The organism is Streptomyces pluripotens (assembly GCF_000802245.2).
GTDB classification, from domain to species: Bacteria; Actinomycetota; Actinomycetes; order Streptomycetales; family Streptomycetaceae; genus Streptomyces; species Streptomyces pluripotens.
Genome location: NZ_CP021080.1, coordinates 4,961,249 through 4,986,508, shown reverse-complemented (window position 1 = coordinate 4,986,508; position 25,260 = coordinate 4,961,249). Strand labels below are relative to the sequence as shown.

General features: G+C 69.1%; 23 protein-coding genes and 1 riboswitch. Of the genes, 14 read left to right on the top strand and 9 right to left on the bottom strand.

Annotated features, from left to right (window positions below):
- Positions 1-25 precede the first annotated feature (25 nt).
- Positions 26-442, top strand: coding sequence for a VOC family protein (locus tag LK06_RS22520; RefSeq protein ID WP_039651413.1), 417 nt, complete (start codon positions 26-28; stop codon positions 440-442).
- A 321-nt stretch (positions 443-763) separates the two neighbouring features.
- Here LK06_RS22520 and LK06_RS22515 read toward each other — a convergent pair whose 3' ends face one another.
- The 3 genes from LK06_RS22515 to LK06_RS22500 form a co-directional block, all read right to left on the bottom strand.
- Positions 764-1,096, bottom strand: a complete 333-nt coding sequence (locus tag LK06_RS22515) for a DUF952 domain-containing protein (RefSeq protein ID WP_039651411.1) — start codon at positions 1,094-1,096, stop codon at positions 764-766.
- Positions 1,097-1,799: 703 nt separating this feature from the next.
- Positions 1,800-2,939, bottom strand: a complete 1,140-nt coding sequence (locus LK06_RS22505) for a family 2 encapsulin nanocompartment cargo protein polyprenyl transferase (RefSeq protein ID WP_039651410.1) — start codon at positions 2,937-2,939, stop codon at positions 1,800-1,802.
- Between the two features lie 112 nt (positions 2,940-3,051).
- Entirely contained in the window at positions 3,052-4,458 is a 1,407-nt protein-coding gene (locus LK06_RS22500; protein WP_039651408.1) for a family 2B encapsulin nanocompartment shell protein, read from the bottom strand.
- A gap of 345 nt (positions 4,459-4,803) precedes the next feature.
- Between LK06_RS22500 and LK06_RS22495 the strand changes: the two genes are divergently transcribed.
- Positions 4,804-5,703, top strand: coding sequence for a 1-aminocyclopropane-1-carboxylate deaminase/D-cysteine desulfhydrase (locus LK06_RS22495; RefSeq protein ID WP_039651406.1), 900 nt, complete (start codon positions 4,804-4,806; stop codon positions 5,701-5,703).
- Here LK06_RS22495 and LK06_RS22490 read toward each other — a convergent pair.
- Positions 5,700-7,283, bottom strand: a complete 1,584-nt coding sequence (locus LK06_RS22490) for a Na+/H+ antiporter (RefSeq protein WP_039651404.1) — start codon at positions 7,281-7,283, stop codon at positions 5,700-5,702. The genes LK06_RS22495 and LK06_RS22490 overlap by 4 nt on opposite strands.
- 61 nt (positions 7,284-7,344) lie before the next feature.
- Between LK06_RS22490 and LK06_RS22485 the strand changes: the two genes are divergently transcribed.
- The 3 genes from LK06_RS22485 (at position 7,345) to LK06_RS22475 (ending at position 9,444) form a co-directional block, all read left to right on the top strand.
- Positions 7,345-7,605: a UBP-type zinc finger domain-containing protein gene (locus tag LK06_RS22485; protein ID WP_078858848.1), complete on the top strand. Its 261-nt coding sequence runs from the start codon at positions 7,345-7,347 to the stop codon at positions 7,603-7,605.
- Positions 7,606-7,897: 292 nt separating this feature from the next.
- Positions 7,898-8,314 carry an ATP-binding protein gene (locus LK06_RS22480; RefSeq protein WP_039651402.1) on the top strand — a complete coding sequence of 139 codons (417 nt, stop codon included), beginning with the start codon at positions 7,898-7,900 and terminating at the stop codon, positions 8,312-8,314.
- A 17-nt stretch (positions 8,315-8,331) separates the two neighbouring features.
- Entirely contained in the window at positions 8,332-9,444 is a 1,113-nt protein-coding gene (locus tag LK06_RS22475) for an RNA polymerase sigma factor SigF (RefSeq protein WP_174673917.1), read from the top strand.
- A gap of 6 nt (positions 9,445-9,450) precedes the next feature.
- Here LK06_RS22475 and LK06_RS22470 read toward each other — a convergent pair whose 3' ends face one another.
- Positions 9,451-9,912 carry a hypothetical protein gene (locus LK06_RS22470; protein ID WP_039651400.1) on the bottom strand — a complete coding sequence of 154 codons (462 nt, stop codon included), beginning with the start codon at positions 9,910-9,912 and terminating at the stop codon, positions 9,451-9,453.
- 146 nt (positions 9,913-10,058) lie between these two features.
- On the opposite strand from LK06_RS22470, the gene LK06_RS22465 reads away from it, so the two are divergent.
- The gene (locus tag LK06_RS22465) at positions 10,059-11,027 is read left to right on the top strand and encodes a diacylglycerol/lipid kinase family protein (protein WP_039651398.1); all 969 of its coding nucleotides are present in this window, start codon (positions 10,059-10,061) and stop codon (positions 11,025-11,027) included.
- A 344-nt stretch (positions 11,028-11,371) separates the two neighbouring features.
- A complete protein-coding gene (locus LK06_RS22460; RefSeq protein WP_003992873.1) occupies positions 11,372-11,629 on the top strand; it encodes a WhiB family transcriptional regulator in 258 nt (85 codons plus the stop codon).
- Positions 11,630-11,826: 197 nt separating this feature from the next.
- Here LK06_RS22460 and LK06_RS22455 read toward each other — a convergent pair whose 3' ends face one another.
- A complete protein-coding gene (locus LK06_RS22455) occupies positions 11,827-13,293 on the bottom strand; it encodes a sensor histidine kinase (RefSeq protein ID WP_039651390.1) in 1,467 nt (488 codons plus the stop codon).
- Positions 13,294-13,676: 383 nt separating this feature from the next.
- Positions 13,677-13,958, bottom strand: a complete 282-nt coding sequence (locus LK06_RS33360) for a hypothetical protein (RefSeq protein ID WP_159025102.1) — start codon at positions 13,956-13,958, stop codon at positions 13,677-13,679.
- 246 nt (positions 13,959-14,204) lie between these two features.
- On the opposite strand from LK06_RS33360, the gene nagB reads away from it, so the two are divergent.
- From nagB to LK06_RS22420, 7 genes are all read left to right on the top strand, one after another.
- Complete coding sequence (gene nagB, locus LK06_RS22450) at positions 14,205-14,990, top strand: glucosamine-6-phosphate deaminase (RefSeq protein WP_039651389.1); 786 nt, start codon at positions 14,205-14,207, stop codon at positions 14,988-14,990.
- A gap of 235 nt (positions 14,991-15,225) precedes the next feature.
- Positions 15,226-15,990 carry a GntR family transcriptional regulator gene (locus LK06_RS22445; protein WP_039651387.1) on the top strand — a complete coding sequence of 255 codons (765 nt, stop codon included), beginning with the start codon at positions 15,226-15,228 and terminating at the stop codon, positions 15,988-15,990.
- Positions 15,991-16,198: 208 nt separating this feature from the next.
- A complete protein-coding gene (locus LK06_RS22440) occupies positions 16,199-16,471 on the top strand; it encodes a DUF3311 domain-containing protein (RefSeq protein ID WP_039651385.1) in 273 nt (90 codons plus the stop codon).
- Complete coding sequence (mctP, locus tag LK06_RS22435) at positions 16,468-18,078, top strand: monocarboxylate uptake permease MctP (protein ID WP_039651384.1); 1,611 nt, start codon at positions 16,468-16,470, stop codon at positions 18,076-18,078. Before LK06_RS22440 ends, mctP begins: the two co-directional genes overlap by 4 nt.
- Before the next feature lie 82 nt (positions 18,079-18,160).
- Entirely contained in the window at positions 18,161-18,667 is a 507-nt protein-coding gene (locus LK06_RS22430) for a GNAT family N-acetyltransferase (RefSeq protein WP_039651583.1), read from the top strand.
- A gap of 77 nt (positions 18,668-18,744) precedes the next feature.
- A riboswitch (cobalamin riboswitch) is annotated at positions 18,745-18,822 on the top strand.
- A 144-nt stretch (positions 18,823-18,966) separates the two neighbouring features.
- On the top strand, positions 18,967-21,324 hold the full coding sequence (locus LK06_RS22425) for a ribonucleoside-diphosphate reductase subunit alpha (protein ID WP_043433559.1): 2,358 nt from the start codon (positions 18,967-18,969) through the stop codon (positions 21,322-21,324).
- Between the two features lie 55 nt (positions 21,325-21,379).
- A complete protein-coding gene (locus LK06_RS22420; RefSeq protein ID WP_039651381.1) occupies positions 21,380-22,390 on the top strand; it encodes a ribonucleotide-diphosphate reductase subunit beta in 1,011 nt (336 codons plus the stop codon).
- A 246-nt stretch (positions 22,391-22,636) separates the two neighbouring features.
- Here the strand turns inward: LK06_RS22420 and LK06_RS22415 are convergent, their stop codons facing one another.
- Together LK06_RS22415 and cyc1 are read right to left on the bottom strand one after the other, a co-directional pair.
- On the bottom strand, positions 22,637-24,007 hold the full coding sequence (locus tag LK06_RS22415) for a bifunctional albaflavenone monooxygenase/terpene synthase (protein WP_039651379.1): 1,371 nt from the start codon (positions 24,005-24,007) through the stop codon (positions 22,637-22,639).
- Complete coding sequence (gene cyc1 / locus LK06_RS22410; protein ID WP_086083749.1) at positions 24,004-25,089, bottom strand: epi-isozizaene synthase; 1,086 nt, start codon at positions 25,087-25,089, stop codon at positions 24,004-24,006. Before cyc1 ends, LK06_RS22415 begins: the two co-directional genes overlap by 4 nt.
- Between the last annotated feature and the right edge of the window lie 171 nt (positions 25,090-25,260).

The following is a 25,260-nucleotide window of genomic DNA, read 5'->3' as shown; positions in this document are numbered from 1 at the left end:
GCCCGAAGGGGCCTAGCGTGATCACATGGACGTGAAACTCAAACAGTGCTTCATCGCCGTGGACGACCACGACAAGGCCCTCGCCTTCTACCACGACGTACTCGGCCTGGAGATCCGCAACGACGTGGGCTTCGAGGGCATGCGGTGGGTGACGCTGGGCTCGCCGCTCCAGCCGGACGTGGAGATCGTGCTGGAGCCCCCCGGGGCCAACCCCGACGCCTCACCCGCTGACCGGCAGGCGATGGCCGAACTGCTCGCCAAGGGGATGCTGCGCGGGGTCATCTTCACCACCGACGACTGTGACGCACTGTTCGAGCGGGTACGGGAGTCCGGCGCCGATGTGCTGCAGGAGCCGACGGACCAGCCGTACGGGGTGCGCGACTGCGCCTTCCGGGACCCGGCGGGCAATCAGCTCCGCTTCCTCCAGCGCCCCGCGGGGTAAGCACCCCGGCAGACCACGGGCCCGGTGCCGCATGCTTACCCGGGCCACGAGCGGTTCGAGGGCCGTTCGGCGGAAGGCCCTGGCCACCCTTTGGTCCCGTGCGTCCGTGATCGGGGTGGTCGTCCTCGCCCAGCGGCCGGATCGGCACGCCCTTCAGGTCCGGCGGAGGCGGGGATCCGTCGTCCCTCTCCCATACGTGGGGGCCCTGGGGCCGCGCCTCCTCCCGGAGCGCGAGCGTGAGTCCTCCCCCGACGGCGACGGCCACCACCCACGCCGCCACCGCCCACCGCCACCTCCGGCGGCGCGTTCCCCCTTCCCGTGTCATCCCCAGGGCTCCACGTCCACCACGGCCTCGATCGGCAGCGGCCCGTACACGTGCGGGAACTCCTCCCCGCCCGGCCGCACCGCCTCGTACTTCACCGGCACACCGACCCGGGCCGGGTCCACGACCAGAACAACCAGGTCGTCCGGACCGTCGTAGTCGCCGTAGAGGAGACCGGCGATGCGCGGGAGTTGCTCGCGGGTGGAGAAGTGGAGGAAGCCCTCCTGCTGGAGAGTGCGGCCACGCGTCGATACCTCGTAGGCACCGTGCTCCCGCGCAGCCTCCCACAGGGAACGCTCGGTCACATGGAAGATCCGGGGCAGTTTCGGCATGTGTCCACGCTACGGTGCCGGCCGGGCGGCACACACGCCTTCGGACAGCACCGTGGCGGCAGACGGCGGTCAGGCGTCCGGTGCCTCCCGGCGCGTTCCGGGACTCTTCGCAGCCGGTGTATGGGGCGGCCCGGCCGTGGCCGATGTGACCGTCCCGGGAGGCGCGGCATAGGCCGCGCAGTCGGGGTTGTGACACGGGCCGGGGCCCCAGACAGGCACCCAGGCGCCCAGCGTCTTGCGCCGGCCGACGACCGTTTCGACAGGCTGTCCGCAGATGGGACAGACGGATTTCTCGCCGCCCATGCTCTCAGCGTAGAGCGCGGCCGCTCGCTCGGCGCCTTCGCCGAGCGAGCGGGCGATGAGGTACGAGCCTGCACGAGCTGATGCCTTCCGCCGGCAGCGGACTTCACCGGGTGCGGCCCTCAGCGATCCGACCACTCGATCGACAGCGCCTCGCTTCCGTCCGAAACGCGCTGTTCATGGCGTTCGAGTTCATGGCGGTCGCCTCCGTGCCGGTCGCCTTCGTGGCGGTCAAGACGGCCGTGGCCGATAGCGCGCGCCGCGCGCACAGGACGACGGGTCCCGCGCACTGCGAGGATGCGCGGGACCCGTCTGGCCGGAGCCCCCGGTGTCCGCGCGGGGTCAGGAGCCGCACGGAGCCGGGGACTCCGGGGTTCTTCTCGGCTGCCGGTTCCGGCAGCGCTCAGCTGGTGCGTCGGGTCACGAACTCGGCGAGCGCCAGCAGACCGCCCGCCGCCTCGGGATCGGGAACCGCGCGGGAGAGTTCCTGCATCGCGCGGGCCATTCGGTCGGCGGCCTCCGTCTGCGCCCAGTCCCGGCCACCGGCCCGCTCCACGGCGAGTGCCGTTCGCGCGATGTCCTCGGCGTCCCCGGAGACGTGCGGCTGCCCGTACAGCTCGGTGAGTTCTGCCGCCGCCGGGGTGTCGGAGGCGAGCGCCGCCACCACTGGAAGGGACTTCTTGCGGGCAGCGAGATCCGCGCCGACTGGCTTGCCGGTCCGCCGCGGGTCTCCCCAAATGCCGATGACGTCGTCGATCAGCTGGAAGGCGAGCCCGGCCTGGCGGCCGAAGCCGTCCAGTGCAGCTACGTCCTGCTCCTGTGCTCCCGCGTACAGCCCGCCGAGTGCACAGGCGCAGCCCAGCAGCGCGCCGGTCTTCGCCTCGGCCATGGCGAGCACCTCGTCGAGGGTGATCTCCTCGGGGGCACGGCACTCCATTCCGGTGTCGATGTGCTGGCCGGCGCAGAGCTCCACGACACAGTCCGCGAGCCGGGCTGCGGCCGGGACGGAGGACGGGTGCGGGTCCTCGGCGAGCAACCGCAAGGCGAGCGCCTGCAGGGCGTCTCCGGCGAGGATCGCATCGGCGTCGCCGAACACGGTCCAGGCCGTCGGCCGGTGCCGACGGGAGGTGTCCCGGTCCATCACGTCGTCGTGCAGGAGCGTGAAGTTGTGGACCAGCTCGACCGCTGCAGCGGCCCGGACGGCCGCCGACCGGGCCGGGGGGCCGCCGAGCGCGGAGGCCGCGGCGAGGACGAGTGCGGGGCGTATCGCCTTGCCGGCGTTGTCCGCAGCTGGTGTGCCGTCCGCGTGCTGCCAGCCGAAGTGGTAGAGCGCGATCCGGCGCATGGAGCCGGGGAGGGAATCGACGGCTGCGCGCAGCTCCGGGTCGACCAGAGCACGGGTGCGTTCCAGCAGCACCGTCGCCTCGTGCGCCTCGTGCGCACCGGAGGTGCTGTTGCCGGTGCTCCCGCACCGCTTGGCAGCTGTGCCGGGACGTGGCACTGCTGCGGAGCGCCGTTCGGTCTCCGTCATGAAGTCGGCCATGCCTCCCCCTCGCCGAGTCCGCGAAGGCCGGTCTCATCGGCCCGGCCGGACGCGTACTCCAAAGGTGTACCCGCCCCAACGGGCGGGGACACGACCACGACGTGCGAAGACGTCACCTCCACCGGCCGATCTCGACGTTCTCCAGCACGCCGAGCGCGTCGGGCACCAGGACGGCTGCCGAGTAGTAGGCCGTCACCAGGTACTTGATGACGGCCTGTTCGTTGATGCCCATGAACCGCACGGACAGGCTCGGCTCGATCTCGTCCGGGATACCGGACTGCCTGAGGCCGATGACGCCCTGCTCCGCCTCGCCGGTACGCATGGCGATGATGGAGGTCGTGCGGGCCTCGGTGACCGGAATCTTGTTGCACGGGTAGATCGGCACCCCGCGCCAGGTGGGGATGCGGTTGCCGCCGATGTCGATGGTCTCCGGGACCAGTCCCCGCTTGTTCAGCTCGCGGCCGAAGGCGGAGATGGCACGCGGATGGGCGAGGAACAGCTTGGTGCCGCGGCGGCGGCTGAGCAGCTCGTCCATGTCGTCCGGGCTGGGCACACCGTCGTGCGGCTGGAGCCGCTGGTCGTACTCGCAGTTGCTGAGCAGACCGAACTCACGATTGTTGACCAGTTCGTGCTCCTGACGCTCCTTGAGCGCCTCCACCGTGAGCCGCAGTTGCTGCTCGGTCTGGTTCATCGGCTGGTTGTACAGGTCGGCCACGCGTGTGTGGATGCGCAGCACCGTCTGGGCGATGCTCAGCTCGTACTCACGGGGCCGGGGCTCATAGTCCACGAAGGTGTGCGGAATGTCGGACTCGCCGGAGTGACCGGCCGCCAGCTCGACCTCCTTCTCACCGTACTTGTTGGTCCGCTGCGAGGGGATCTGGCGGACCTGCTCAAGGTGTTCGCGCAGGGAGTCGGAGCGCTCGGCAACCTGCTCGAAGTCCTGGCGGCTGAGGATCAACACCCTGCATGTGGTGTCCGCGCGCGCGGTGTACTCCCAGATGGCGTCCGGGTCGAGCAGTGCCTGCTCGCCGAAGTAGGCCCCGTCGGCGAGGACGCCGAGGACGGCGTCGTCGCCGTACGGGCCAGTGCCGATCTTCTCCACCCTGCCGTGGGCGAGCAGATACACCTCGTCGCTCTGGTTGCCGAAATCGGCAATCACCTCGCCAGGTCCGAAGTCACGCTGACGGCAGCGCCGGGCCAGCTCTGTCAGCACCTCCTCGTCCTCGTAGGAGCGCAGGGCGGGCAGTTCGCCGAGCTCCGCCGGGATGACCTCCACCTGGTCCCCGGTCTTTACGAAGGTGATGCGGCCGTCGCCGACGGTGTACGCCAGCCGCCGGTTCACCCGGTACGTTCCGCCCTGGACGTCCGCCCAGGGAAGCGTGCGCAGCAACCAGCGGGAGCTGATCTCCTGCATCTGCGGAACGGACTTGGTGGTGGTGGCCAGGTTCCGCGCCGCCGCCGTCCCGAGGGACTGTTGCGGCCTGCCCTGCTCGGTGCGGACCTCTTCGCCTACCGACATAGAGAAATGCCCTCCCCATATGCACCCGCTGCCGGATTCCGCCCGGCACCGGTCTTGGCGCCGAGCCTTCCAGCACGAAGCGCGCCCGCGCTATTACCCGAAAGAGCGGGAATGGATCATCGGATTACTGGGCAGAAAGAGGCGCCCTGTCCAGTGCGCAGGGCCTGCGACACCTGTCTTGATCGGCCCGGACGGTGTGCGAGCGACGCCGTCCGGCAGATCGGTCGGCCGCCGGCCGCCTGGAACGACCCGGGCCTACAGGCCCCACGGCGTCACGATGGGGCGGCTGCGGCAGCGTGGGAGAGCGGTTGAAGGCGTGGTGCCGTACCGGGCGACAATGGAACCGTGACCAGCCCGGACCCGCTCTCCCCCCGCCTCCCCTCCCCCCTGTGGGCAGTGCGGGACGACCGTTTCGACCGGCGCGGGCTGCGGCTGCTGCTCAAGCGGGACGACTTGATCCACCCGGAGCTGATCGGCAACAAATGGCGCAAGCTGATGCCGAACGTCGAGGCGGCGCAGGGCCGGGCGTTGGTCACGTTCGGCGGCGCCTGGTCCAACCACCTGCGGGCCACCGCCGCCGCTGGCCGCCTGTTGGGGCTACCGACCACCGGCGTGGTCCGCGGGCAGGAGCTGGCCGGCCGTCCGCTCAATCCGTCCCTGGCCCGCTGCGCGGCCGACGGCATGCGTCTGCACTTCGTCGACAGATCGGTGTATCGGCGCAAGGCCGAACCGGAGACGCTGGCCGCGCTACTGCACGCGGCCGGCGCCGAGGGGAGCTATGTCGTCCCCGAGGGCGGCAGCAACACCGAGGCCGTGCACGGCTGCCGTGCCCTCGGTGCGGAACTGCGGGGTCACTCCGACGTGGTGGCGGTCGCCTGCGGCACCGGAGGTACGCTCGCGGGACTAGCCGCGGGGCTGGGCCCCGGGCAGCGTGCCCTCGGAATACCCGTTCTCCGGGGCGGCTTCCTGGACACCGCCGTGCAGACTCTGCAGGAACGTGCCTTCGGGACCCGCGTCGGCTCCTGGACCCTGGACGATCGCTTCCACTTTGGTGGTTACGCACGTACGACGCCGGGCCTGGAGGCGTTCGCACGAGGCTTCGAGGAGCGCCACGGCCTGCCCGTCGAACGTCTCTACGTCGCCAAGGTGCTGTACGGACTCGTCACCCTCGCGGAAGAGGGCGCCTTCACGCGCGGGACGACGATCGCCGCAGTCGTCACCGGGCGCCCGTTCCCGGAAGGCTAACCGGCTTCCCGGTACGCCGCGGCCTCCTCCAGGTCCAAGCGTCTGAGCAGGGTGCGCAGCATCTCGTCGTCGATGTGGCGCAGATCGCGGAGCTTGACGAAAACCTCGCGTTCGGTGTTGATCATCTCGCGGGACAGCCTGCGGTAGGTGTCGTCCGCGGATTCACCGGTGACCGGGTTGATCTGCCCGAGGCGTTCCCAGACCGCGTTGCGGCGACGCTCCAGCACCTGGCGCAGCCGGTCGGCGAGCGGCGGCGGCAGGGTGTTGCGCTCGTCGGAGAGGAGTTCACCGAGGCGGGCCTCGGCGGCCCGGGAGGCCTGGGCCTGGGCGTTGGCCTCGACCAGCGTCTCTGCCTGTCGGTCGCGGGCGGGGAACTTCAGCAGCCGGATCAGCGGGGGCAGGGTGATCCCCTGCACGACCAGCGTGCCGATGACCGTGCTGAAGGTCAGGAAGAGCACCAGGTTGCGGGCACCGACGCTCATGGTCGGCGGAATCGCGAAGGCGATGGCCAGGGAGACGACACCGCGCATGCCCGCCCACGAGGTGACCATCGCCCCCCGCCAGGTCGGGGGCTGCTCGCGTTCCCTGATGCGCGCGGACAGCAGGCGGGGCAGGAAGGTCGCCGGATAGACCCAGACGAACCGGGCCGCGACGACGACCAGGAAGATGGTGGTGGCGTACCAGGCGGCGTCGGCGCCCTCGTACCGTCCGAGCCGCTGGAGGACGACCGGCAGTTGCAGGCCGATCAGTGCGAACACCGCGGACTCCAGGATGAAGGCGACCATCTTCCACACCGCCGCCTCCTGGAGCCTGGTGGCGAAGTCGACCTCCCACGCCCGATGGCCGAGGTAGAGGGCGACGACCACGACCGCGAGCACCCCGGAGGCGTGCATCTGTTCAGCCACCCCGTAAGCGACGAACGGGATCAGCAAGGAGAGGGTGTTCTGCAGGAGGGGTTCGGTCAGGTGGGTGCGCAGCCAGTGCAGGGGTGCCATGAGCACGAGGCCGACGCCGATGCCGCCGACCGCGGCGAGCAGGAACTCGCCGACGCCGCCCGCCCAGGTGGCGCCCGCGCCGACGGCCGCGCCGAGCGCCACCTTGTAGGCGGTGATCGCGGTGGCGTCGTTCAACAGGGACTCTCCCTGGAGGATCGTGGTGATCCGGGAGGGCAGCCCGACCCGGCGAGCGACGGCGGTGGCGGCCACGGCGTCGGGCGGCGCGACCACCGCGCCCAGCACCATGGCCGCGGTCAACGGCAGTCCGGGGACGATCACATGGGCGGCCCAGCCGACGACGATGGTCGCGAACAGCACGTAGCCCACCGACAACAGTGCCACCGGCCGCACGTGGGCCCGCAGGTCGAGGTAGGAACTGTCGCTGGCCGAGGTGTACAGCAGCGGAGGCAACAGCAACGGCAGGACGATGTCCGGGTCGAGGGCGTAGGACGGCACACCAGGGACGTAGGACACCGCTAGGCCGACCGCGACCAGCAGCAGGGGCGCTGGCACCGGGGTGCGCCGGGCTGCCGCGGCCACCGCGGTGCTGCCCGCCACCAGCAACAGCAGCGGCATCACGTCCATGTTCCTCGCCCACCCTCGTATTGCGCGCGGCCACCGGCGCACCCGTCGTAATCTGGCAATCATGAAACAGTGCACGCACGCCGCCGCGTTGCCGCACCCCGAGCCCCAGCCGCTGAACGAGACCTGCCCGGAGTGCCTTCGGGATGGCACCCACCCGGTGCAGTTGCGGCTCTGTCTGACCTGCGGACACGTCGGCTGCTGCGACTCCTCACCGGGAAGGCACGCCACAGGGCACCACGAGCTGTCCGGTCACCCGGTGATACGGACCTTTGAGCCGGACGAGGACTGGCGGTGGTGCTTCGTAGACCACGTACTCGTGTGACGGCGTTCCCACGTGGCGGCGTTCTCGTGTGACACTGCATGCGGCGGTCGCCGCCGACGGTTCGAGCGTGTGGCGTCTGGGTACGTCAACCCGGCGCGCGCTCTTCCCATTTGGACCCGCCCACCCTCTAGACACGGAGCGTATTCGCAGCTTTACTGTGAGTGACGCCAGGGGGTTGGGGTCCCGGGGACAGAAGCGTTCGGAGCGCGGTAGCGTCACCGCGGAACCATGTACGCGTTACCCGGGGGGCGACCCTCGGCCCCATAGAGCTTGTACCACCATGGAGGTGAGGGTGTCCCAGATCGCAGGCGAGCCCGCGGCGAACCAGGACTTCGTGGAAGTCCGGCTTCCGGCTGCGGGTGCCTACCTGTCGGTGCTGCGGACGGCCACGGCCGGTCTGGCGGCCCGCTTGGACTTCACCCTGGACGAGATCGAGGACCTGCGCATCGCCGTGGACGAGGCCTGCGCGATCCTGCTTCAGCAGGCCGTTCCCGGTTCTGTACTCAGCTGTGTCTTCCGGCTCGTCGACGACTCGCTGGAAGTGACGGTGTCGGCACCGACCACAGACGGAAACGCCCCGTCGAGGGACACCTTCGCCTGGACCGTGCTGTCGGCCCTCGCGGGCAAGGTCTCGTCCGCCGTAGACGAGGACAGGACTGTGTCGATCAGCCTCTACAAACAGCGCGGCGCGGGTCCCGGGCCGGCGTGAGGAACGGGGACGGTTCGGTGCGGGACGAAGAGCGCGGCACACGGGAACTGCCGGCCGGAGACGGAGGCGCCTTCCGGCCGGGAGCCGCCGAGGCCCCCGGGGACGGCCCTCAGGGCGGTTCCCGGCGCATGATGGACGGCATCGACGGCATCCCCGAGCAGGCCAGGCCACATCCGGAGGCCGATTCCGCGCAGGACGGCACCGACGGTGCCGTGCAAGGCGCACCTTCGCGGGAGCACGGCGGGGCGGAACCCGCCGGCCGCGCGAAGCCGGGGGCTCGGGGAAGGGCTACGGGCGGGACGATGAGCGAGCACGAGCGAAACGCCGAGGACGGCGCGCTGGGCGCGGCGGCCGTGCAGGCCGCACAGCACGACGCCCAGGACCGCAGCGGGGCCCGGGCGATGTTCGTCGAGCTACGCACACTGGACCCGGGCAGCGCGAGGTACGCGGAGCTTCGCAACCAGCTGGTCCGTATGCACCTGCCGCTCGTGGAGCACCTCGCACGCCGGTTCCGCAACCGTGGCGAACCGCTGGACGACCTCACGCAGGTGGCCACGATCGGCCTGATCAAGTCGGTCGACCGGTTCGACCCGGAGCGCGGCGTGGAATTCTCCACGTATGCCACCCCGACCGTCGTCGGCGAGATCAAGCGCCATTTCCGCGACAAGGGCTGGGCGGTGCGCGTGCCGCGTCGGCTACAGGAACTACGGCTCGCGCTGACCACGGCGACGGCCGAGCTGTCCCAGTTGCACGGCCGCTCCCCCACGGTCCACGAGTTGGCGGAGAAGCTCGCCATCTCCGAGGAAGAGGTCCTGGAGGGCCTGGAGTCCGCCAACGCGTATTCCACGCTGTCCCTGGACGTCCCCGATACCGACGACGAGTCCCCGGCGGTCGCGGACACCCTTGGCGCCGAGGACGAGGCGCTGGAAGGCGTGGAGTACCGCGAGTCCCTCAAGCCGCTGCTGGAGGATCTACCGCCGCGCGAGAAGCGAATCCTGCTGCTGCGCTTCTTCGGGAACATGACCCAGTCGCAGATCGCGCAGGAGGTCGGCATCTCCCAGATGCACGTCTCCCGACTGTTGGCCCGCACGCTGGCCCAGCTGCGGGAGAAGCTGCTGGTGGAGGAGTAGGAGCGCTCAGTCGGCCCGGCCCGGCCCCTTGATACCGAGGGCCCGGGTGGTCTCACCGTTGACGAGCAGTACCAGCGCCGCCACGGCGACGACCGCGAGCACGATCCCGGCCGGGACGGCCATGCTGTCGGCCTGGAGCAAGTTGTAGGCCACCGGCAGAGCCATGACCTGAGTGATCACCGCGGGTCCCCGGCTCCAGCCGCGGCGCAGCAGCAGCCCGCGCGCGGCCAGCAGCGGCAGCAGGGCGAGCACGGCCAGGGTGATCCCCAGGGTCACGGCCTGCTGCCGGTCGTCCGGGGCACCGGTGAGTCCGAGGACCATCACCCACAGGCCGCCGGCCACCAGCGCGATCCCCTCACACGCGGCCAGAGCGGCCGCATACGTCAGCCGGCGTGGACGGGGCTGCGCGGCTGCGGCGACCACGGCGGCTTCGGCGGTCTCCGGGACGGGGTTCTGCTCACTGCTCACCCCAGCAGGGTAGCCCTAGCCCTCTGGAGCGCCCCCGCGCACCCCGCTCCTCGTATCCCGCCGGCGTCCAGGGTCACGACCGCACCTCTTACCTGATCCCTACCTCGCGCTGGGCCGGGTACCCCCCAGTAGGTACGCTGCCTTGCATGCGTGCACTCCTCGTGGTCAATCCGGCGGCAACCACCACAAGCGCACGCAGGCGTGACGTGCTGATCCATGCACTGGCGAGCGAGATGAAGCTGGAAGCGGTCACCACCGAGTACCGCGGCCACGCACGCGACCTGGGGCGGCAGGCCGCGGAGAGCGATGACGTCGACATGGTCGTGGCGCTCGGTGGCGACGGCACGGTCAACGAGGTCGTCAACGGCCTCCTGCACGCGGGTCCGGCTCCGGAGCGGCTCCCCGGGCTCGCCGTCGTACCCGGCGGCTCCACGAACGTCTTCGCCCGCGCCCTGGGGTTGCCGAACGACCCCGTCGAGGCCACCGGTGCGTTGCTGGACGCACTGCGCGAGCGCCGGGAGCGGGTCGTCGGCCTAGGGCTCACTTCAGGCACACCGGGCACCGAGGACGAGGCGGTCCCGGACCGCTGGTTCACCTTCAACGCCGGCCTGGGCTTCGATGCCGGCGTGGTCGGCCGGGTCGAACAGCAGCGCGAGCGCGGCAAGAAGTCGACGCACGCGTTGTACGTGCGTCAGGTGGTCCGGCAGTTCCTCGGGGAGCCGAACCGTCGGCGCGGGGCGATCACGCTGGAACGGCCCGATGCGGAGCCACTCGACGATCTTGTCGTCGCCATAGTCTCGAACACGTCCCCTTGGACGTATCTCGGCAATCGCCCGATGTACACATCACCTAAGGCCTCGTTCGACACCGGCATCGACGTACTCGGTCTCAGCCGTCTGTCGACGACCGCGGTTGCCCGGTATGGCACCCAGTTGCTCACTTCGTCCCCCGAGCGCGGCCCCCATGGCAAGCATGTCGTCTCACTACACGATCTGGACCGGTTCACCTTGCATTCGAAGGCGCCCCTGCCGCTACAGATGGACGGTGACCACCTGGGGCTGCGTACGAGCGTGACGTTCACAGGCGTACGCCGTGCACTGCGTGTGATTGTGTGAGCGGAACGGGCAAAAGTCCTTTCACTCGAACGTTTAGGCCAGGATCCACCCCATGGAAGTACGGCTGTGACCTAGTCGACACCGAGGAATCAAAAAAAACTTTCCGGAAGGGGTTGTATCCGCCGCTGAGGTTTGCGAGTCTCTACGTGGCGATCGGGACGGCCCGCAACACCGGCCTCCACTGATCACCGGAACCCCTCTTCAAACCAAGGACCACGCCGAGGAAGACTCGACGGTAGGCCCTTCCCTTGTTGGGGGATTCGTGAAAGCGTTCACATTCACAAGCAACGTGCATGTAATACATCAGTAGAACCTACTGAGAACACCAAGGAGAGGTAGCAGCCATGGACTGGCGTCACAACGCCGTTTGCCGCGAGGAAGACCCCGAGCTCTTCTTCCCCATCGGCAACACCGGTCCCGCGCTGCTGCAGATCGAGGAAGCCAAGGCCGTCTGCCGTCGCTGCCCGGTGATCGAGCAGTGTCTGCAGTGGGCGCTTGAGTCCGGTCAGGACTCCGGCGTCTGGGGTGGTCTCAGCGAGGACGAGCGCCGCGCCATGAAGCGCCGCGCCGCCCGCAACCGGGCCCGTCAGGCTTCCGCCTGACAAACCCACCCCTGCTAACAGCCTGAGCTTGGCGGCGCGTACGGCACGTACGCATCTCCCGCCCCGAGCCGCAGCGCGCAGTATCGAGCACGAGCCCCGGACCAACGATGGTCCGGGGCTTTTTGCTGTGCGCAACAATTCCTCGACGAAAGCCGCAGCCGCAAAAAGACCGGGCGACGAGCCTATGGGCGACGAGCCTATTTCTGTGCCCGCACCGGAATGTCCAGGATCACCCGGGTGCCTCGCCCGGGGGCCGGAACCATGTCGAACGAGCCGCCCAACTCGCCTTCCACCAGCGTCCGCACGATCTGCAGGCCCAGGTTTCCCGAGCGGTGCGGATCGAAGCCCTCGGGCAGACCAACGCCGTCATCCTGGACGGTGACCAGGAGGCGCGCCTCCTTGGTGGTACCACCGCGGGCCGCCGACACCTCGACCGTGCCGGTGTCACCGGACCGGAAGCCGTGCTCCAGTGCGTTCTGCAGGACCTCGGTGAGGACCATCGACAGGGGAGTGGCGACCTCGGCGTCGAGTATCCCGAACCGTCCGGTGCGCCGACCGGTCACCTTCCCCGGAGAGATCTCGGCGACCATCGCCAGCACCCGGTCGGCGATGTCGTCGAACTCCACCCGCTCGTCCAGGTTCTGGGACAACGTCTCATGCACGATGGCGATCGAACCGACCCGACGCACGGCCTCCTCCAGAGCCTCCCGACCACGCTCGGATTCAATGCGACGGGCCTGGAGACGCAGCAGGGCGGCCACCGTCTGGAGGTTGTTCTTCACCCGGTGGTGGATCTCCCGGATGGTCGCGTCCTTGGTGATCAACTCACGTTCACGGCGCCGGAGTTCGGTGACGTCCCGGAGCAGCACCAGCGAGCCGATACGGGTGCCCTTGGGTTTGAGCGGGATGGCCCTGAACTGGATCACCCCGTCATTGGTCTCGATCTCGAACTCGCGCGGCGCCCAGCCGCTGGCCACCTTGGCCAGCGCCTCGTCCACCGGGCCCCGGGTCGGAGCCAGCCCGGCGGTGGCCTGACCCAGGTGCTGGCCGACCAGGTCGGCGGCCAGGCCGAGACGGTGGTAGGCGGAGAGGGCGTTCGGGGAGGCGTACTGGACGGTGCCGTCGGCGTCCAGCCGGATCAGGCCGTCGCCGACGCGCGGCGAAGCGTCCATGTCGACCTGCTGGTCGGGGAAGGGGAAGGCGCCGGCCGCGATCATCTGCGCCAGGTCGGAGGCGCTCTGGAGGTAGGTCAGCTCCAGACGGCTCGGAGTGCGCACGGTGAGCAGATTGGTGTTGCGGGCGATCACTCCGAGGACGCGACCCTCACGCCGCACGGGGATGGACTCGACCCGTACCGGGACTTCTTCGCGCCACTCAGGGTCACCTTCACGCACGATCCGGCCCTCATCGAGCGCCGCGTCCAGCATGGGCCGACGGCCCCTCGGCACGAGATGGCCGACCATGTCGTCCTGGTAGGAGGTGGGGCCGGTGTTGGGGCGCATCTGGGCGACCGAGACGTACCGCGTGCCATCGCGGGTGGGCACCCACAGGACCAGGTCGGCGAAGGAGAGGTCGGAGAGCAGTTGCCACTCCGAGACCAGCAGGTGCAGCCACTCGAGGTCGGAGTCATCGAGGGCCGTGTGCTGGCGTACGAGTTCGTTCATGGAGGGCACGATGCGAGCGTACCCGGGGCCGACGGATGGCCGGAAAACACCCGCGGGCCGCGGCGCCTGGAAGGGACCCTCAACCCTCCCGGCACCGCAGCCCGGAGCATCATCGGCCGCGGGGTGTGCGGTCCCGGTCGGCCGAAGGTCGAGGAGCCGGGGCAGTCAGGGCAGAGAGCTCCGGATCCTCGGTCCGCCTTCCTGTGCGGGGAAGACGGAGGCTTGTTCACTTGGATTGTGGACTAGACCATGAAGACGTGTCCATGGCGCGGGCAGCATGCGGCGCAGACTGGCACCCGATGCCACGAAGCCTAGCCCGCCCAGGTTAGTCGTGGGGCCAGATAACCGCGGCAATTTCCGCGAGTGCTTCCGTTCCCCCCGGCTCACCCCGTCGCGCGCCTGCTGGGACACGCCCTGGACCATCGCACCAGTGCGCCGGGCGCGGGGGTGGCGGCATCGGCGCCGGCCAGAAGGCATCCGGCCGACAGGTCCACCCGGATCCAGGACTCCACGGCGGCGGTACCGGCATTGCGCCCATCGCGCAGCAACTCCCGCACCTCGGGGTGGTGCAGTGGGTGGCGGTGTGGACGGCCAGACAGCCGTGGGGGCGGGCGGGGTCGCTCGGCGGCCCCACCACGCAGGATGCGCACGACGGCCAACCGCACGCGCGGTGGGCTCCTCGGCGGGGGCGCGGCCGACAAAGGCCGCGGACGTCGGCGTAGAGCCCGACAACCGTCCCGGACTGTCACCACGGCACGCGTGTGACAGCGCCTCCTAGAAAAGGGGCCCGCCGCGGCGGCGACCGATCCCGGAGGGACGCCACGAGGACGCTCCGGCGAACACCGGTTCTGCTAGATTGGTCTAAACCACACAGAGACGCACAGAGCCCTCTCCAGAACGGCAGGCCCAGCGTGGAAGTTGTCATCGTTCCGGACGCCGCTGCAGGTGGCGAGCTGATCGCCGAGGCCATGGCCCAGCTGCTGCGGCGCAGGCCGGACGCCCTGCTCGGCGTGGCCACTGGCTCCACCCCGGTGCCCATCTACCAGGCGCTGAAGGCCAAGGTGCGCTCCGGCGCCGTGGATGCCTCCCGGGCGCGGATCGCACAGCTCGACGAGTACGTCGGCCTGCCCGCGGACCACCCCGAGTCCTACCGTTCGGTCCTGCACCGGCAGGTGCTGGAACCACTCGGAATAGGCATGAACGCGTTCATGGGGCCGGACGGCACAGCCACGGACGTACAGGCGGCCTGTGAGGCGTACGACCGCGCACTCACCGAAGCGGGCGGGGTCGACCTGCAACTGCTCGGCATCGGGACCGACGGGCACATCGGGTTCAACGAGCCGTGCTCCTCACTCGCCTCGCGCACCCGGATCAAGACGCTGACCGAGCAGACCCGGATCGACAACGCCCGCTTCTTCGGCGGTGACGTCCGGCAGGTCCCGCACCACGTCATCACCCAGGGCATCGGCACGATCCTGGAGGCCAGGCACCTGGTGCTCCTGGCGACCGGCGAGAACAAGGCGGACGCGGTCGCGGCGACCGTCGAGGGACCGGTGGCAGCAGTGTGCCCGGCCTCCGCGCTCCAACTCCACCCGCATGCCACGGTGGTCGTCGACGAGGCGGCCGCGTCCAAACTCAAGCTGGCCGACTACTTCCGGCACACCTACGCCAACAAGCCCGGCTGGCAGGGGATCTAGTGCCGCGGCACTAGCCGCACTAGCCGGAGGCAAGCGGCTCAGGCGGCAGGCCGAACGGCACTGCCGCCGGTCGGCCCACCCTCCAATGGACCAGACCAAGGGCAGGCCCGGCGAGGTATAGAGAAGATCACGGAGCGTCCGGGTGGACCCCTGAGGCGTGAAGCCGTGCCACGATGTGATCCGTGGCCGATGCCAGGTCGGTCGCTTTCGGCACCCGGAGCCGGGAAGGCAGGGCATGAGCACCGACGTCAGCAGTGCGGAGAACGAGGCCGGCACAACCGGCCGTACGGCGCGTGTGCCCAAGTACTACCGCCTGAAGAAACACCTGCTTGACATGACGGAGACGCTGCCGCCGGGCACGCCGGTCCCGCCCGAGCGCACACTGGCGGCCGAGTTCGACACCTCGCGCACCACCGTCCGCCAGGCCCTTCAGGAACTGGTCGTGGAAGGCCGGCTGGAACGCATCCAGGGCAAGGGCACGTTCGTCGCCAAACCGAAGGTCTCCCAGGCGCTGCAGCTCACCTCCTACACCGAGGACATGCGCGCCCAGGGCCTGGAACCGACCTCGCAGCTGCTGGACATCGGCTACATCACCGCCGACGACCGGCTCGCCGAGTTGCTCGGCATCACCGCCGGCGGACGTGTGCTGCGCATCGAGCGTCTGCGCATGGCCAACGGCGAACCCATGGCGATCGAGACCACCCACCTGAGTGCAAAGCGCTTCCCGGCCCTGCGCCGCTCCCTCGTGAAGTACACCTCCCTCTACACCGCCCTCGCCGAGGTGTACGACGTCCACCTCGCCGAGGCCGAGGAGACCATCGAGACCTCCCTCGCCACCCCGCGCGAAGCGGGCCTGCTGGGCACCGACGTGGGCCTGCCGATGCTGATGCTCTCCCGGCACTCCGTGGACCGCGAGGGCAAGCCGGTGGAGTGGGTGCGGTCGGTGTACCGGGGCGACCGGTACAAGTTCGTGGCACGGCTCAAGCGACCGCAGGACTGAAGCCACACCGGGTGTCCGCGTGCGGTGCGGACCCCCGGACGGACCACGCCGGGGCAGGACCGCCACACCCGCAATGGCCCCGGTTGGGCCCGGTATGCCCCCGGAACCGGCCTCCCGGTGTCCGGACGGGGTCTTCCCGTGCCGTGCCACCGTCGCCTAGATTGCCTGCGCATTGCACAGGTGATCAACGAGGGGACGGAGCCGCGGCATGTCCGGAACACCTGAAGTGCAACCACCGGTCGTCACACCGATCAGAGTGATCATCGGCCTGTGCCTCGTCGCGCCGTTCGTGGCGACGCTGTGGGTCGGCTCGTACAACAGGATGGATCCCGCGTTCATCGGGATCCCGTTCTTCTACTGGTACCAGATGCTCTGGGTGCTGCTCTCCACCGCGCTCACGGTACTCGCCTACCGGCTCTGGCAGCGCGACCAGCGATCTCGCAGGGCCGCGGGCGACCGGACCGGGGAGGCGGCGAAGTGAAGGACGGCGTCAACGGTGTCGCGCTCGGCGTCTTCGTCTTCTTCTTCCTGGCCGTCACGGTCCTGGGCTTCCTGGCCGCACGCTGGCGCAGGTCCGACAACGAGCACTCGCTGGACGAATGGGGACTGGGTGGACGGTCGTTCGGCACCTGGATCACCTGGTTCCTGCTCGGCGGTGACCTGTACACGGCCTACACCTTCGTCGCCGTACCGGCGGCGATCTACGCGGCGGGTGCGGCCGGCTTCTTCGCCGTGCCGTACACGATCCTGGTCTACCCGCTGATCTTCACCTTCCTGCCCCGTCTGTGGTCGGTATCGCACCGCCACGGATACGTCACCACCTCCGACTTCGTGCGCGGCCGGTTCGGCTCGAAGGGCCTGTCGCTGGCGGTGGCGCTCACCGGCATCCTGGCAACGATGCCGTACATCGCGCTCCAACTCGTGGGCATCCAGGCGGTGCTGGACGTGATGGGCGTCGGCGGCGGCGAAAGCACCGGCTGGTTCATGAAGGACCTCCCGCTGCTCATCGCCTTCGGCGTGCTGGCGGCCTACACCTACTCGTCCGGTCTGCGGGCACCCGCGCTGATCGCGTTCGTCAAGGACACACTGATCTACATCGTCATCGCAGTGGCGATCATCTACATCCCGATCAAACTGGGCGGGTTCGACGACATCTTCGCCGCGGCGGGCAAGAAGTTCGCGGACACGGGCGCCGGAGGCCTCACACCAGCCCCGGCCAAGCAGTGGACCTACGCCACACTGGCGCTCGGCTCCGCCCTCGCGCTGTTCATGTACCCGCACTCGATCACCGCGACCCTGTCATCCAGGAGCCGTGAGGTCATCCGCCGCAACACCACGATCCTGCCGCTGTACTCGGTGATGCTGGGCCTGCTGGCACTGCTCGGCTTCATGGCGATCGCGGCCGGGGTGAAGGTGACCAACGGACAACTGGCCATCCCCCAGTTGTTCGAGGACATGTTCCCGGACTGGTTCACCGGAGTCGCCTTCGCAGCGATCGCGATCGGCGCCCTGGTCCCCGCGGCCATCATGTCCATCGCGGCGGCCAACCTCTTCACCCGCAACGTCTACAAGGACTTCATCAGACCGGATGCCACCGCCGCGCAGGAGACCCGTGTCTCCAAGATCGTGTCCCTGCTGGTCAAGGTGGGTGCCCTGGTCTTCGTCCTCACCATGGACAAGACGGTGGCCATCAACTTCCAACTGCTCGGCGGCATCTGGATCCTGCAGACCTTCCCGGCCCTGGTCGGCGGCCTGTTCACCCGCTGGTTCCACCGCTGGGCACTGCTGGCCGGCTGGGCGGCCGGCATGGTGTACGGCACGGTCGCCGCGTACGGGATCGCCTCGCCGGCGCAGAAGCACTTCGGCGGCTCTGCCAAGGCGATCCCCGGCATCGGCGAGATCGGCTACATCGGCCTCACGGCGTTCGTGCTGAACGTCCTCGTCACGGTGGTCCTCACCGTCGTCCTGAAGGCCGTCAAGGCCCCCGAAGGCTTCGACGAGACCGAGCCGGAGGACTACACGGTGGACGCCGGTGACCCAGGCGTCCAGGTCGAACTCCCTCCCGCCACCGCGGGTGCCGGGCAGTGAGCGGCAGCTGAGCTGCAACGGCACGGCGGCCACGGGAGGAATCCCGTGGTCCGCCGCCATCGCATCCGGCAGACTCGCCACCATGGACATCGTGATCCGCCGGGCAACCCCCGACGAGTACGACAACATCGGCGCCATCACCGCCCGGGCCTACCTCCAGGACGGCCTGCTCGACTTCGGCGAGAGTGACACGTACCTCAGCGAGCTGAGAGACGTGGCCACCCGTGCGGCCGCGGCCGAGGTTCTCGCGGCGGTCCGGGGCGGCACCGTCCTCGGCGCGGTCACCTTCGTCCCCTCCGGCGGCCCCATGGCGGACATCGCCGGTCCCGGGGAGGCCGAGATACGAATGCTCGCCGTCGCCCACACGGCCCGCGGCCAGGGCGTCGGCGAGGCCCTCGTCCGCGCCTGCCTCGACCGTGCACGTGCCACCGAGGGGTGCGTCCGTGTCGTCCTGTCCACCCAGCGGGACATGCGCACCGCCCACCGGATCTACGAGCGGCTCGGTTTCGTTCGCACACCCGGACGGGATTGGAATCCGATCCCGCACCTGGACCACATCTCTCTCCTCACCTACGAGTTGACCCTCTGAAGGCGGAACGACACAACATCTGGGGGTGCCGCGGCAACCCGACACTAGATGTATGCTCATCCTCGCTGTCGCCGCAGGGGAATCCGGTGTGAATCCGGAACTGTCCCGCAACGGTGTACTCGCGCGCATCCGCACGCTTGTTCAGTCCGAGGACCTGTCGGCAGCATGCCCGGACGTCCGGTCCGGGTGTTCTGAGACGTCCGGGCCTCGCGGAGTGGGCTGGTGGACGCGACGCCGTGCGCGCTCGTGGCTGCCCCTGCCCTCCACCAGGCCCCGTGCCCAGCGAGGGAGAGCCCCACGTGACCATCGCGCCAGCAGATCCGGCTTCAGTCACCGGCCCGGAGACAGACGGTCCCGGTGCCGCGCTGCTGCGGACCCTGACCGAGCTGACCGTCGACCTCCCCGACGCCGACCCCGGCCGGGTCGCGGCCGCTGCGCTGCGCGGCCGGTCCGCCAGGGCCGACGAGGCGGAACTGCGCGAGCTGGCCACCGACGCAGCCGCCGGACTCATCTCCGAGGACCCGGCCTACTCGAAGCTGGCCGCCCGGCTGCTGACCCTCGCCATCCGGGACGAGGCCGCCTCGCAAGGCGTGACCTCCTTCACCCGGTCCGTCGCCGTGGGGCACCGGGAGGGGCTCATCGCAGACGGCACCGCCGAGTTCGTCCGGCTGCACGCCGGCCGGCTGGACGCGCTGACCGACACCACGGCCGACGACCGCTTCGGCTACTTCGGCCTGCGCACCCTGCACAGCCGCTACCTGCTCCGGCACCCCCTCACCCGCAGGGTCATCGAGACTCCCCAGCACTTCATGCTGCGGGTCGCGGCGGGCCTGGCCGAGGACGACACCACACGGTCCGTCGACGAGGTCGCGGCGCTCTACGGGCTCATGAGCCGCCTCGACTATCTGCCCTCCTCCCCCACCCTCTTCAATTCCGGTACGCGGCACCCGCAGATGTCGTCCTGCTACCTGCTCGACTCCCCACGGGACGAACTGGACTCCATCTACGACCGCTACCACCAGGTAGCCCGCCTCTCCAAGCACGCCGGTGGCATCGGTCTGTCGTACTCCCGCATCCGCTCGCGCGGCTCGCTGATCCGCGGCACCAACGGGCACTCCAACGGCATCGTCCCGTTCCTGAAGACGCTCGACGCCTCGGTGGCGGCCGTGAACCAGGGCGGGCGGCGCAAGGGTGCCGCGGCGGTGTACCTGGAGACCTGGCACTCCGACATCGAGGAGTTCCTGGAGCTGCGCGACAACACCGGCGAGGACGCGCGCCGTACGCACAACCTGAACCTCGCCCACTGGGTCCCGGACGAGTTCATGCGCCGGGTCCAGGCGGACGGACCGTGGTCGCTGTTCTCGCCTGCGGACGTGCCGGAACTGGTGGACCTATGGGGCGAGGAGTTCGACGCCGCCTACCGTAAGGCCGAGGAGGCGGGGCTCGCGCAGAAGACCATCCCGGCCCGGGACCTGTACGGCCGGATGATGCGCACCCTCGCGCAGACCGGCAACGGGTGGATGACCTTCAAGGACGCGGCCAACCGCACCGCCAACCAGACGGCCGAGCCGGGCCACGTCGTCCACTCCTCCAACCTCTGCACGGAGATCCTGGAGGTCACCGACGACGGTGAGACAGCGGTGTGCAACCTGGGTTCGGTGAACCTCGGTGCCTTCGTCGACACCGCGGCGGGCGACATCGACTGGCAGCGGTTGGACGCGACCGTACGGACCGCCGTCACCTTCCTCGACCGGGTCGTGGACATCAACTTCTACCCGACCGGGCAGGCGGGCCGTTCCAACGCCAGGTGGCGCCCGGTCGGCCTGGGCGCGATGGGGCTGCAGGACGTCTTCTTCAAGCTGCGCCTGCCCTTCGACTCCGCCGAGGCGAAGGCCCTGTCGACACGCATCGCCGAGCGCATCATGCTCGCCGCGTACGAGGCGTCCGCCGACCTCGCAGAGCGCAACGGCCCCCTGCCCGCTTGGGAGAAGACCCGTGCCGCCCGGGGGGTCCTGCATCCCGACCACTACGGCGCGGACCTGACCTGGCCGCAGCGCTGGGCAGCGCTACGGGAGCGGATCGCGTCCGTCGGCATGCGCAACTCGCTGCTCCTCGCCATTGCCCCGACCGCCACCATCGCGTCCATCGCGGGCGTGTACGAGTGCATCGAGCCGCAGGTCTCCAACCTGTTCAAGCGTGAGACGCTGTCTGGGGAGTTCCTGCAGGTCAACACCTACCTGGTGCAGGATCTGAAGGACCTGGGCGTCTGGGACGCGCGCACCCGTGAGGCGCTGCGCGACGCGAACGGCTCAGTACAGGACTTCACCTGGATCCCGCAGGACGTACGACGGCTCTACCGCACGGCCTGGGAGATCCCGCAGCGCGGCCTGATCGACATGGCCGCCGCGCGCACCCCGTTCCTGGACCAGGCGCAGTCCCTGAACCTGTTCATGGAGACGCCGACGATCGGCAAGCTCTCCTCGATGTACGCCTACGCCTGGAAGTCAGGCCTGAAGACCACCTACTACCTGCGCTCGCGCCCGGCGACCCGTATCGCCCGGGCGGCCCGTGCCGCCGTCCCCGTGCAGGCCACCGCGGACCCCGAAGCCGTCGCCTGCTCCCTGGAGAACCCCGAGTCCTGCGAAGCCTGCCAGTGACTCCCGCCCACCACCCGACCGCACCCCTGGAGGACGGCGCTCCGCGCCGACAGCGATGAGCCGTAACACCAACCTGCTCGACCCGGGCTTCGAACTGACCCTGCGCCCGATGCGCTACCCCGACTTCTACGAGCGCTACCGGGACGCCATCAAGAACACCTGGACCGTGGAGGAGGTCGACCTCCACTCGGACGTGGCCGACCTCGCCAAGCTGAGCCCGGGTGAGCAGCACCTGATCGGCCGGCTGGTCGCGTTCTTCGCCACCGGCGACTCGATCGTCGCGAACAACCTGGTGCTGACCCTCTACAAGCACATCAACTCCCCGGAGGCGCGGCTGTACCTGAGCCGGCAGCTCTTTGAGGAGGCCGTCCACGTCCAGTTCTACCTGACGCTGTTGGACACCTACCTCCCCGACCCGGAGGAGCGCGCGGCGGCCTTCGCGGCGATCGAGAACATCCCCTCCATCCGGGAGAAGGCGCAGTTCTGCTTCAGGTGGATGGACTCCGTCGAGAAGATCGAGCGGCTGGAGACGAAGGCTGACCGCCGCCGCTTCCTGCTCAACCTGATCTGCTTCGCCGCCTGCATCGAGGGTCTCTTCTTCTACGGCGCGTTCGCGTACGTCTACTGGTTCCGCAGCCGGGGCCTGTTGCACGGGCTGGCCACCGGCACCAACTGGGTGTTCCGTGACGAGACGATGCACATGTCCTTCGCCTTCGAGGTGGTCGACACCGTCCGCAAGGAGGAGCCGGACCTGTTCGACGACGTGCTCCAGCAGCAGGTCACCGACATGCTGGCGGAGGCGGTCGAGGCGGAGCTGCAGTTCGCACGCGACCTGTGCGGTGAGGGACTGCCGGGTATGAACACCGACTCGATGCGGCAGTACCTGGAGTGTGTCGCCGACCAGCGACTCACCCGCCTGGGCTTCGCGCCGGTCTACGGTTCGGAGAACCCCTTCTCCTTCATGGAGTTGCAGGGCGTTCAGGAGTTGACCAACTTCTTCGAGCGCCGCCCGTCGGCGTACCAGGTCGCGGTGGAGGGCAGCGTCGACCTGGACGAGGACTTCTGAGCCTGCCCCCGTCCGGCGGCCCTGCGGACCGTCGTATCGCACCTGTCCCGGGGCACAGCGGCCCTGGGGCAGGTGCGCACGGACGTGACCGTGGACGAGGCCGGCCCGCGCACGCACCGGGTGCGATGCGGCGGCCACGCTGCGGGGCGTGGGCGCCGGGCACGGTCCCGAACGCTCCTGCCGGCGCGCGTTCCGGCCCAAAGGGCCACCGGTGCACACGGGGGTACCGGGTGCACCTGACGGGACCTACCAGGGGATGGGCCTGAGCAGCAGATGGTGCGGGCGGAGCGTGATGCCCACCCGGGTGGTGTCGTTCGACTCCTCGGCCTGCTCGAAGCGGTACTTCGCCGACACCGCCGCGGTGATCAGGCTCAGCTGGGTCATGGAGAAGTGGTCGCTGGGGCACTTGCGGTTGCCCACGCTGAACGGGCTCATGGCGTACTTCGGTACCTCCCTGGCCCGCTCGGGCAGCCAGCGATCGGGGTCGAAGTCGAGGGGGCAGGCGTAGGAACGGGCGTCGCGCTGGATCGCGTACGGACTGTAGACGATGTCCGCGCCGGCCGGAATGCGATAGCCGCCGAGTGAGGTGTCGGTCACGGCTCGCCGAGTCAGAATCCATACGGCGGGCCTGAGTCGCATGGCCTCGACGACGACATTGTTGGTGTGCGTGAGCTGGCGCACGTGCTCGAATCCGACCGGTCGGCCACCGGTCACGGATTCGACTTCGGTCCGTACCTTCTCGGCGTGTTCCGGATGTTCGGCGAGGACCTGCAGCAGCCACATGATCGTGGACGCGACTGTTTCGCTGCCGGGGGTGAGTATGGCGACCACCTGGTCGTGGATCTCCTGTTCCCCGATGGGTTGGCCATTGCCGTCCTTCGCCTCCAGCAATGCCGTCAGCAAATCGTCCGGCTTTTGACCAGATGCCCGTCGCTCGGCCACGATCTCATCGACCAGGAGATGCAAATCGGCCAAAGCGTGGTTGAATTCGCGGTTGGCCGGAAAGGGAAGCCGGTAGAGCGGTCCGAGCGGGATCACCATGCGGCGGTACATACCGCGGAACACGGTGGCGAGGTCGATGCTCAGCCGCTCGGCGCGCTCGTCCATGAACTCCCCGCGCAGCAGGCAACGGGCGGCGATACGGACGGCGACCCGGAAGGACTCGGCGGTGCAGTCGACGATCTCGCCGGGCCGCCAGCGCTCGGTGAGGGCGTGTGCCTCCTCCTCCATGACCGGCCCGTAACCGGGTATCGCGTCCAGCCGGAACGCGGGCTGTATGGTGCGCCGCTGGCGCCGGTGCCGGGGACCGTTGGCGGTGGCCACGCCCTCCTTGCCGAGCAGTCCTTCGAGGGACTCCCAGAGCGGACCGTCGATCTTGAAGTCGGGGCTGAGCGCGAGCGCGCCGGTGAGTGCCGGCGTGGTGACGGCGTACACCGTCTTGGGACCGAGCTTCAGGCGCACGACATCACCGTGTGCACGCAGCCCGGACATGAAGGCGAGCGGGTCGCGGACCAGCTTCAGGCCGTGCCCGAGACCCGGCACGGCTCCCCCGGCCAGGGGCGGCTCCCTCAACTCCGCCGCCCCGGGGGTCACGGGGTTCACAGACTCGACGGTCATTTCTCACCTGCCGCTTCGTTGTTGACGTACGGGGGCGTGGACCGGTCGTCCCAGCTGTCGACCATGTACCTGCCCGACTCGTGGTGGAACCAGTAGACGGAGCTGAACCAGTTGCGCATACTGCCGACGCAGTCGCGGACGGCGGCACCCAATTCCTTGCCGTGGACTGTTCCGTCGGTGATCTCGTCGGCGAACTGCAAGGCTTCCCGTTCGGCCTTGAGGAATTCACTGATGCATTCCTCGACACGGTGCCGGACTTCGCTCACCGCTTCTTCCAGCGTCAGGCCCTCATAGGTGATGAGACTGATTCCGAGGTTGTGAACCTCATCGCCCGCTATTTCCTTCGGCAGCGAGCAGAGGTCGTTGTACCAGGCGGCAAATTCCTGGCTGAGTAGTGCGGCCCGACGGTATGCGGGGTGTTTCCGGACGACATCCGGGAGTTCACACCCTGCACTCAGTTCGAGCAGATCCGTCCATATCCAGTGGGCGAAGGTGTGGCGACGCAGTGCGAGGTATTCCTCGACGCCGGGGATGTATCCCTCGGTGCGGTTGCGGAATTCGCGGTCGTAGGCCTCGATCACCGTGTGGAAGTGCCGGCCGAACCGCTGGTTCCAGGTGCGCGGCAGGAACCCGTACAGCCGCAGCACGCTGTCGGCGAAGCCCGCGACCAGCGGGTCCGGGTGGTGCAGATGGTGCCTGGGCGCGTCGAGCGCCGCATGCAGGCGGTACCTGAGCCGTCGCCAGTCCCCGGCCCGGCCGTGCACGATGTCGCGGTCGTGGCGGTCGTCCCAGACGAAGAACCAGGCACTGTAATCGGCTACGGCCTGCAGGACCTCGTCGGTGGCTCCTGTGTAGTAGCCGGCCATGAGGTCGGTGTAGCACAGTCCGTCGGCATATTCCTGCACCTTGTCCGCCGGCATGAGCCGCTTTTCGAGCAGCCAGAGACGTGTCTTCTCCTGAAGCTGCGGCCAATACGGATGCAGCTGCCGGGAAAAGGCGGACTCGATCACCGGGAGCGCCAGTGAGGGTGGGACTACGACCGCCGTGGGCGTCGCTGTGGTGCCGTGTGGGAAAGCTTGCACGAACAAACCCCTCTCACCCGCCAGGAGCGCACGCCCCTTCCGTTGTGCCGGGCGCGCGCCGTTGCGTATCCCCGCACTTCCCATTCAGCACCACAACTGACCGTCATGGGAACGGATTTGCTTCACTCACTACCCCAAGGTGCCGAGAATCCCCCCTCGCGTGACTGATTA

Excerpts from the sequence above, each read along its gene's own strand:
- LK06_RS22520 (WP_039651413.1), top strand. The coding sequence starts at position 26 with ATGGACGTGAAACTCAAACAGTGCTTCATCGCCGTGGACGACCACGAC.
- LK06_RS22515 (WP_039651411.1), bottom strand. The coding sequence starts at position 1,096 with ATGCCGAAACTGCCCCGGATCTTCCATGTGACCGAGCGTTCCCTGTGG.
- LK06_RS22505 (WP_039651410.1), bottom strand. The coding sequence starts at position 2,939 with ATGGCCGACTTCATGACGGAGACCGAACGGCGCTCCGCAGCAGTGCCA.
- LK06_RS22500 (WP_039651408.1), bottom strand. The coding sequence starts at position 4,458 with ATGTCGGTAGGCGAAGAGGTCCGCACCGAGCAGGGCAGGCCGCAACAG.
- LK06_RS22490 (WP_039651404.1), bottom strand. The coding sequence starts at position 7,283 with ATGGACGTGATGCCGCTGCTGTTGCTGGTGGCGGGCAGCACCGCGGTG.
- LK06_RS22485 (WP_078858848.1), top strand. The coding sequence starts at position 7,345 with ATGAAACAGTGCACGCACGCCGCCGCGTTGCCGCACCCCGAGCCCCAG.
- LK06_RS22465 (WP_039651398.1), top strand. The coding sequence starts at position 10,059 with ATGCGTGCACTCCTCGTGGTCAATCCGGCGGCAACCACCACAAGCGCA.
- LK06_RS22460 (WP_003992873.1), top strand. The coding sequence starts at position 11,372 with ATGGACTGGCGTCACAACGCCGTTTGCCGCGAGGAAGACCCCGAGCTC.
- LK06_RS22455 (WP_039651390.1), bottom strand. The coding sequence starts at position 13,293 with ATGAACGAACTCGTACGCCAGCACACGGCCCTCGATGACTCCGACCTC.
- LK06_RS22445 (WP_039651387.1), top strand. The coding sequence starts at position 15,226 with ATGAGCACCGACGTCAGCAGTGCGGAGAACGAGGCCGGCACAACCGGC.
- LK06_RS22440 (WP_039651385.1), top strand. The coding sequence starts at position 16,199 with ATGTCCGGAACACCTGAAGTGCAACCACCGGTCGTCACACCGATCAGA.
- LK06_RS22430 (WP_039651583.1), top strand. The coding sequence starts at position 18,161 with ATGGACATCGTGATCCGCCGGGCAACCCCCGACGAGTACGACAACATC.
- LK06_RS22420 (WP_039651381.1), top strand. The coding sequence starts at position 21,380 with ATGAGCCGTAACACCAACCTGCTCGACCCGGGCTTCGAACTGACCCTG.
- LK06_RS22415 (WP_039651379.1), bottom strand. The coding sequence starts at position 24,007 with ATGACCGTCGAGTCTGTGAACCCCGTGACCCCCGGGGCGGCGGAGTTG.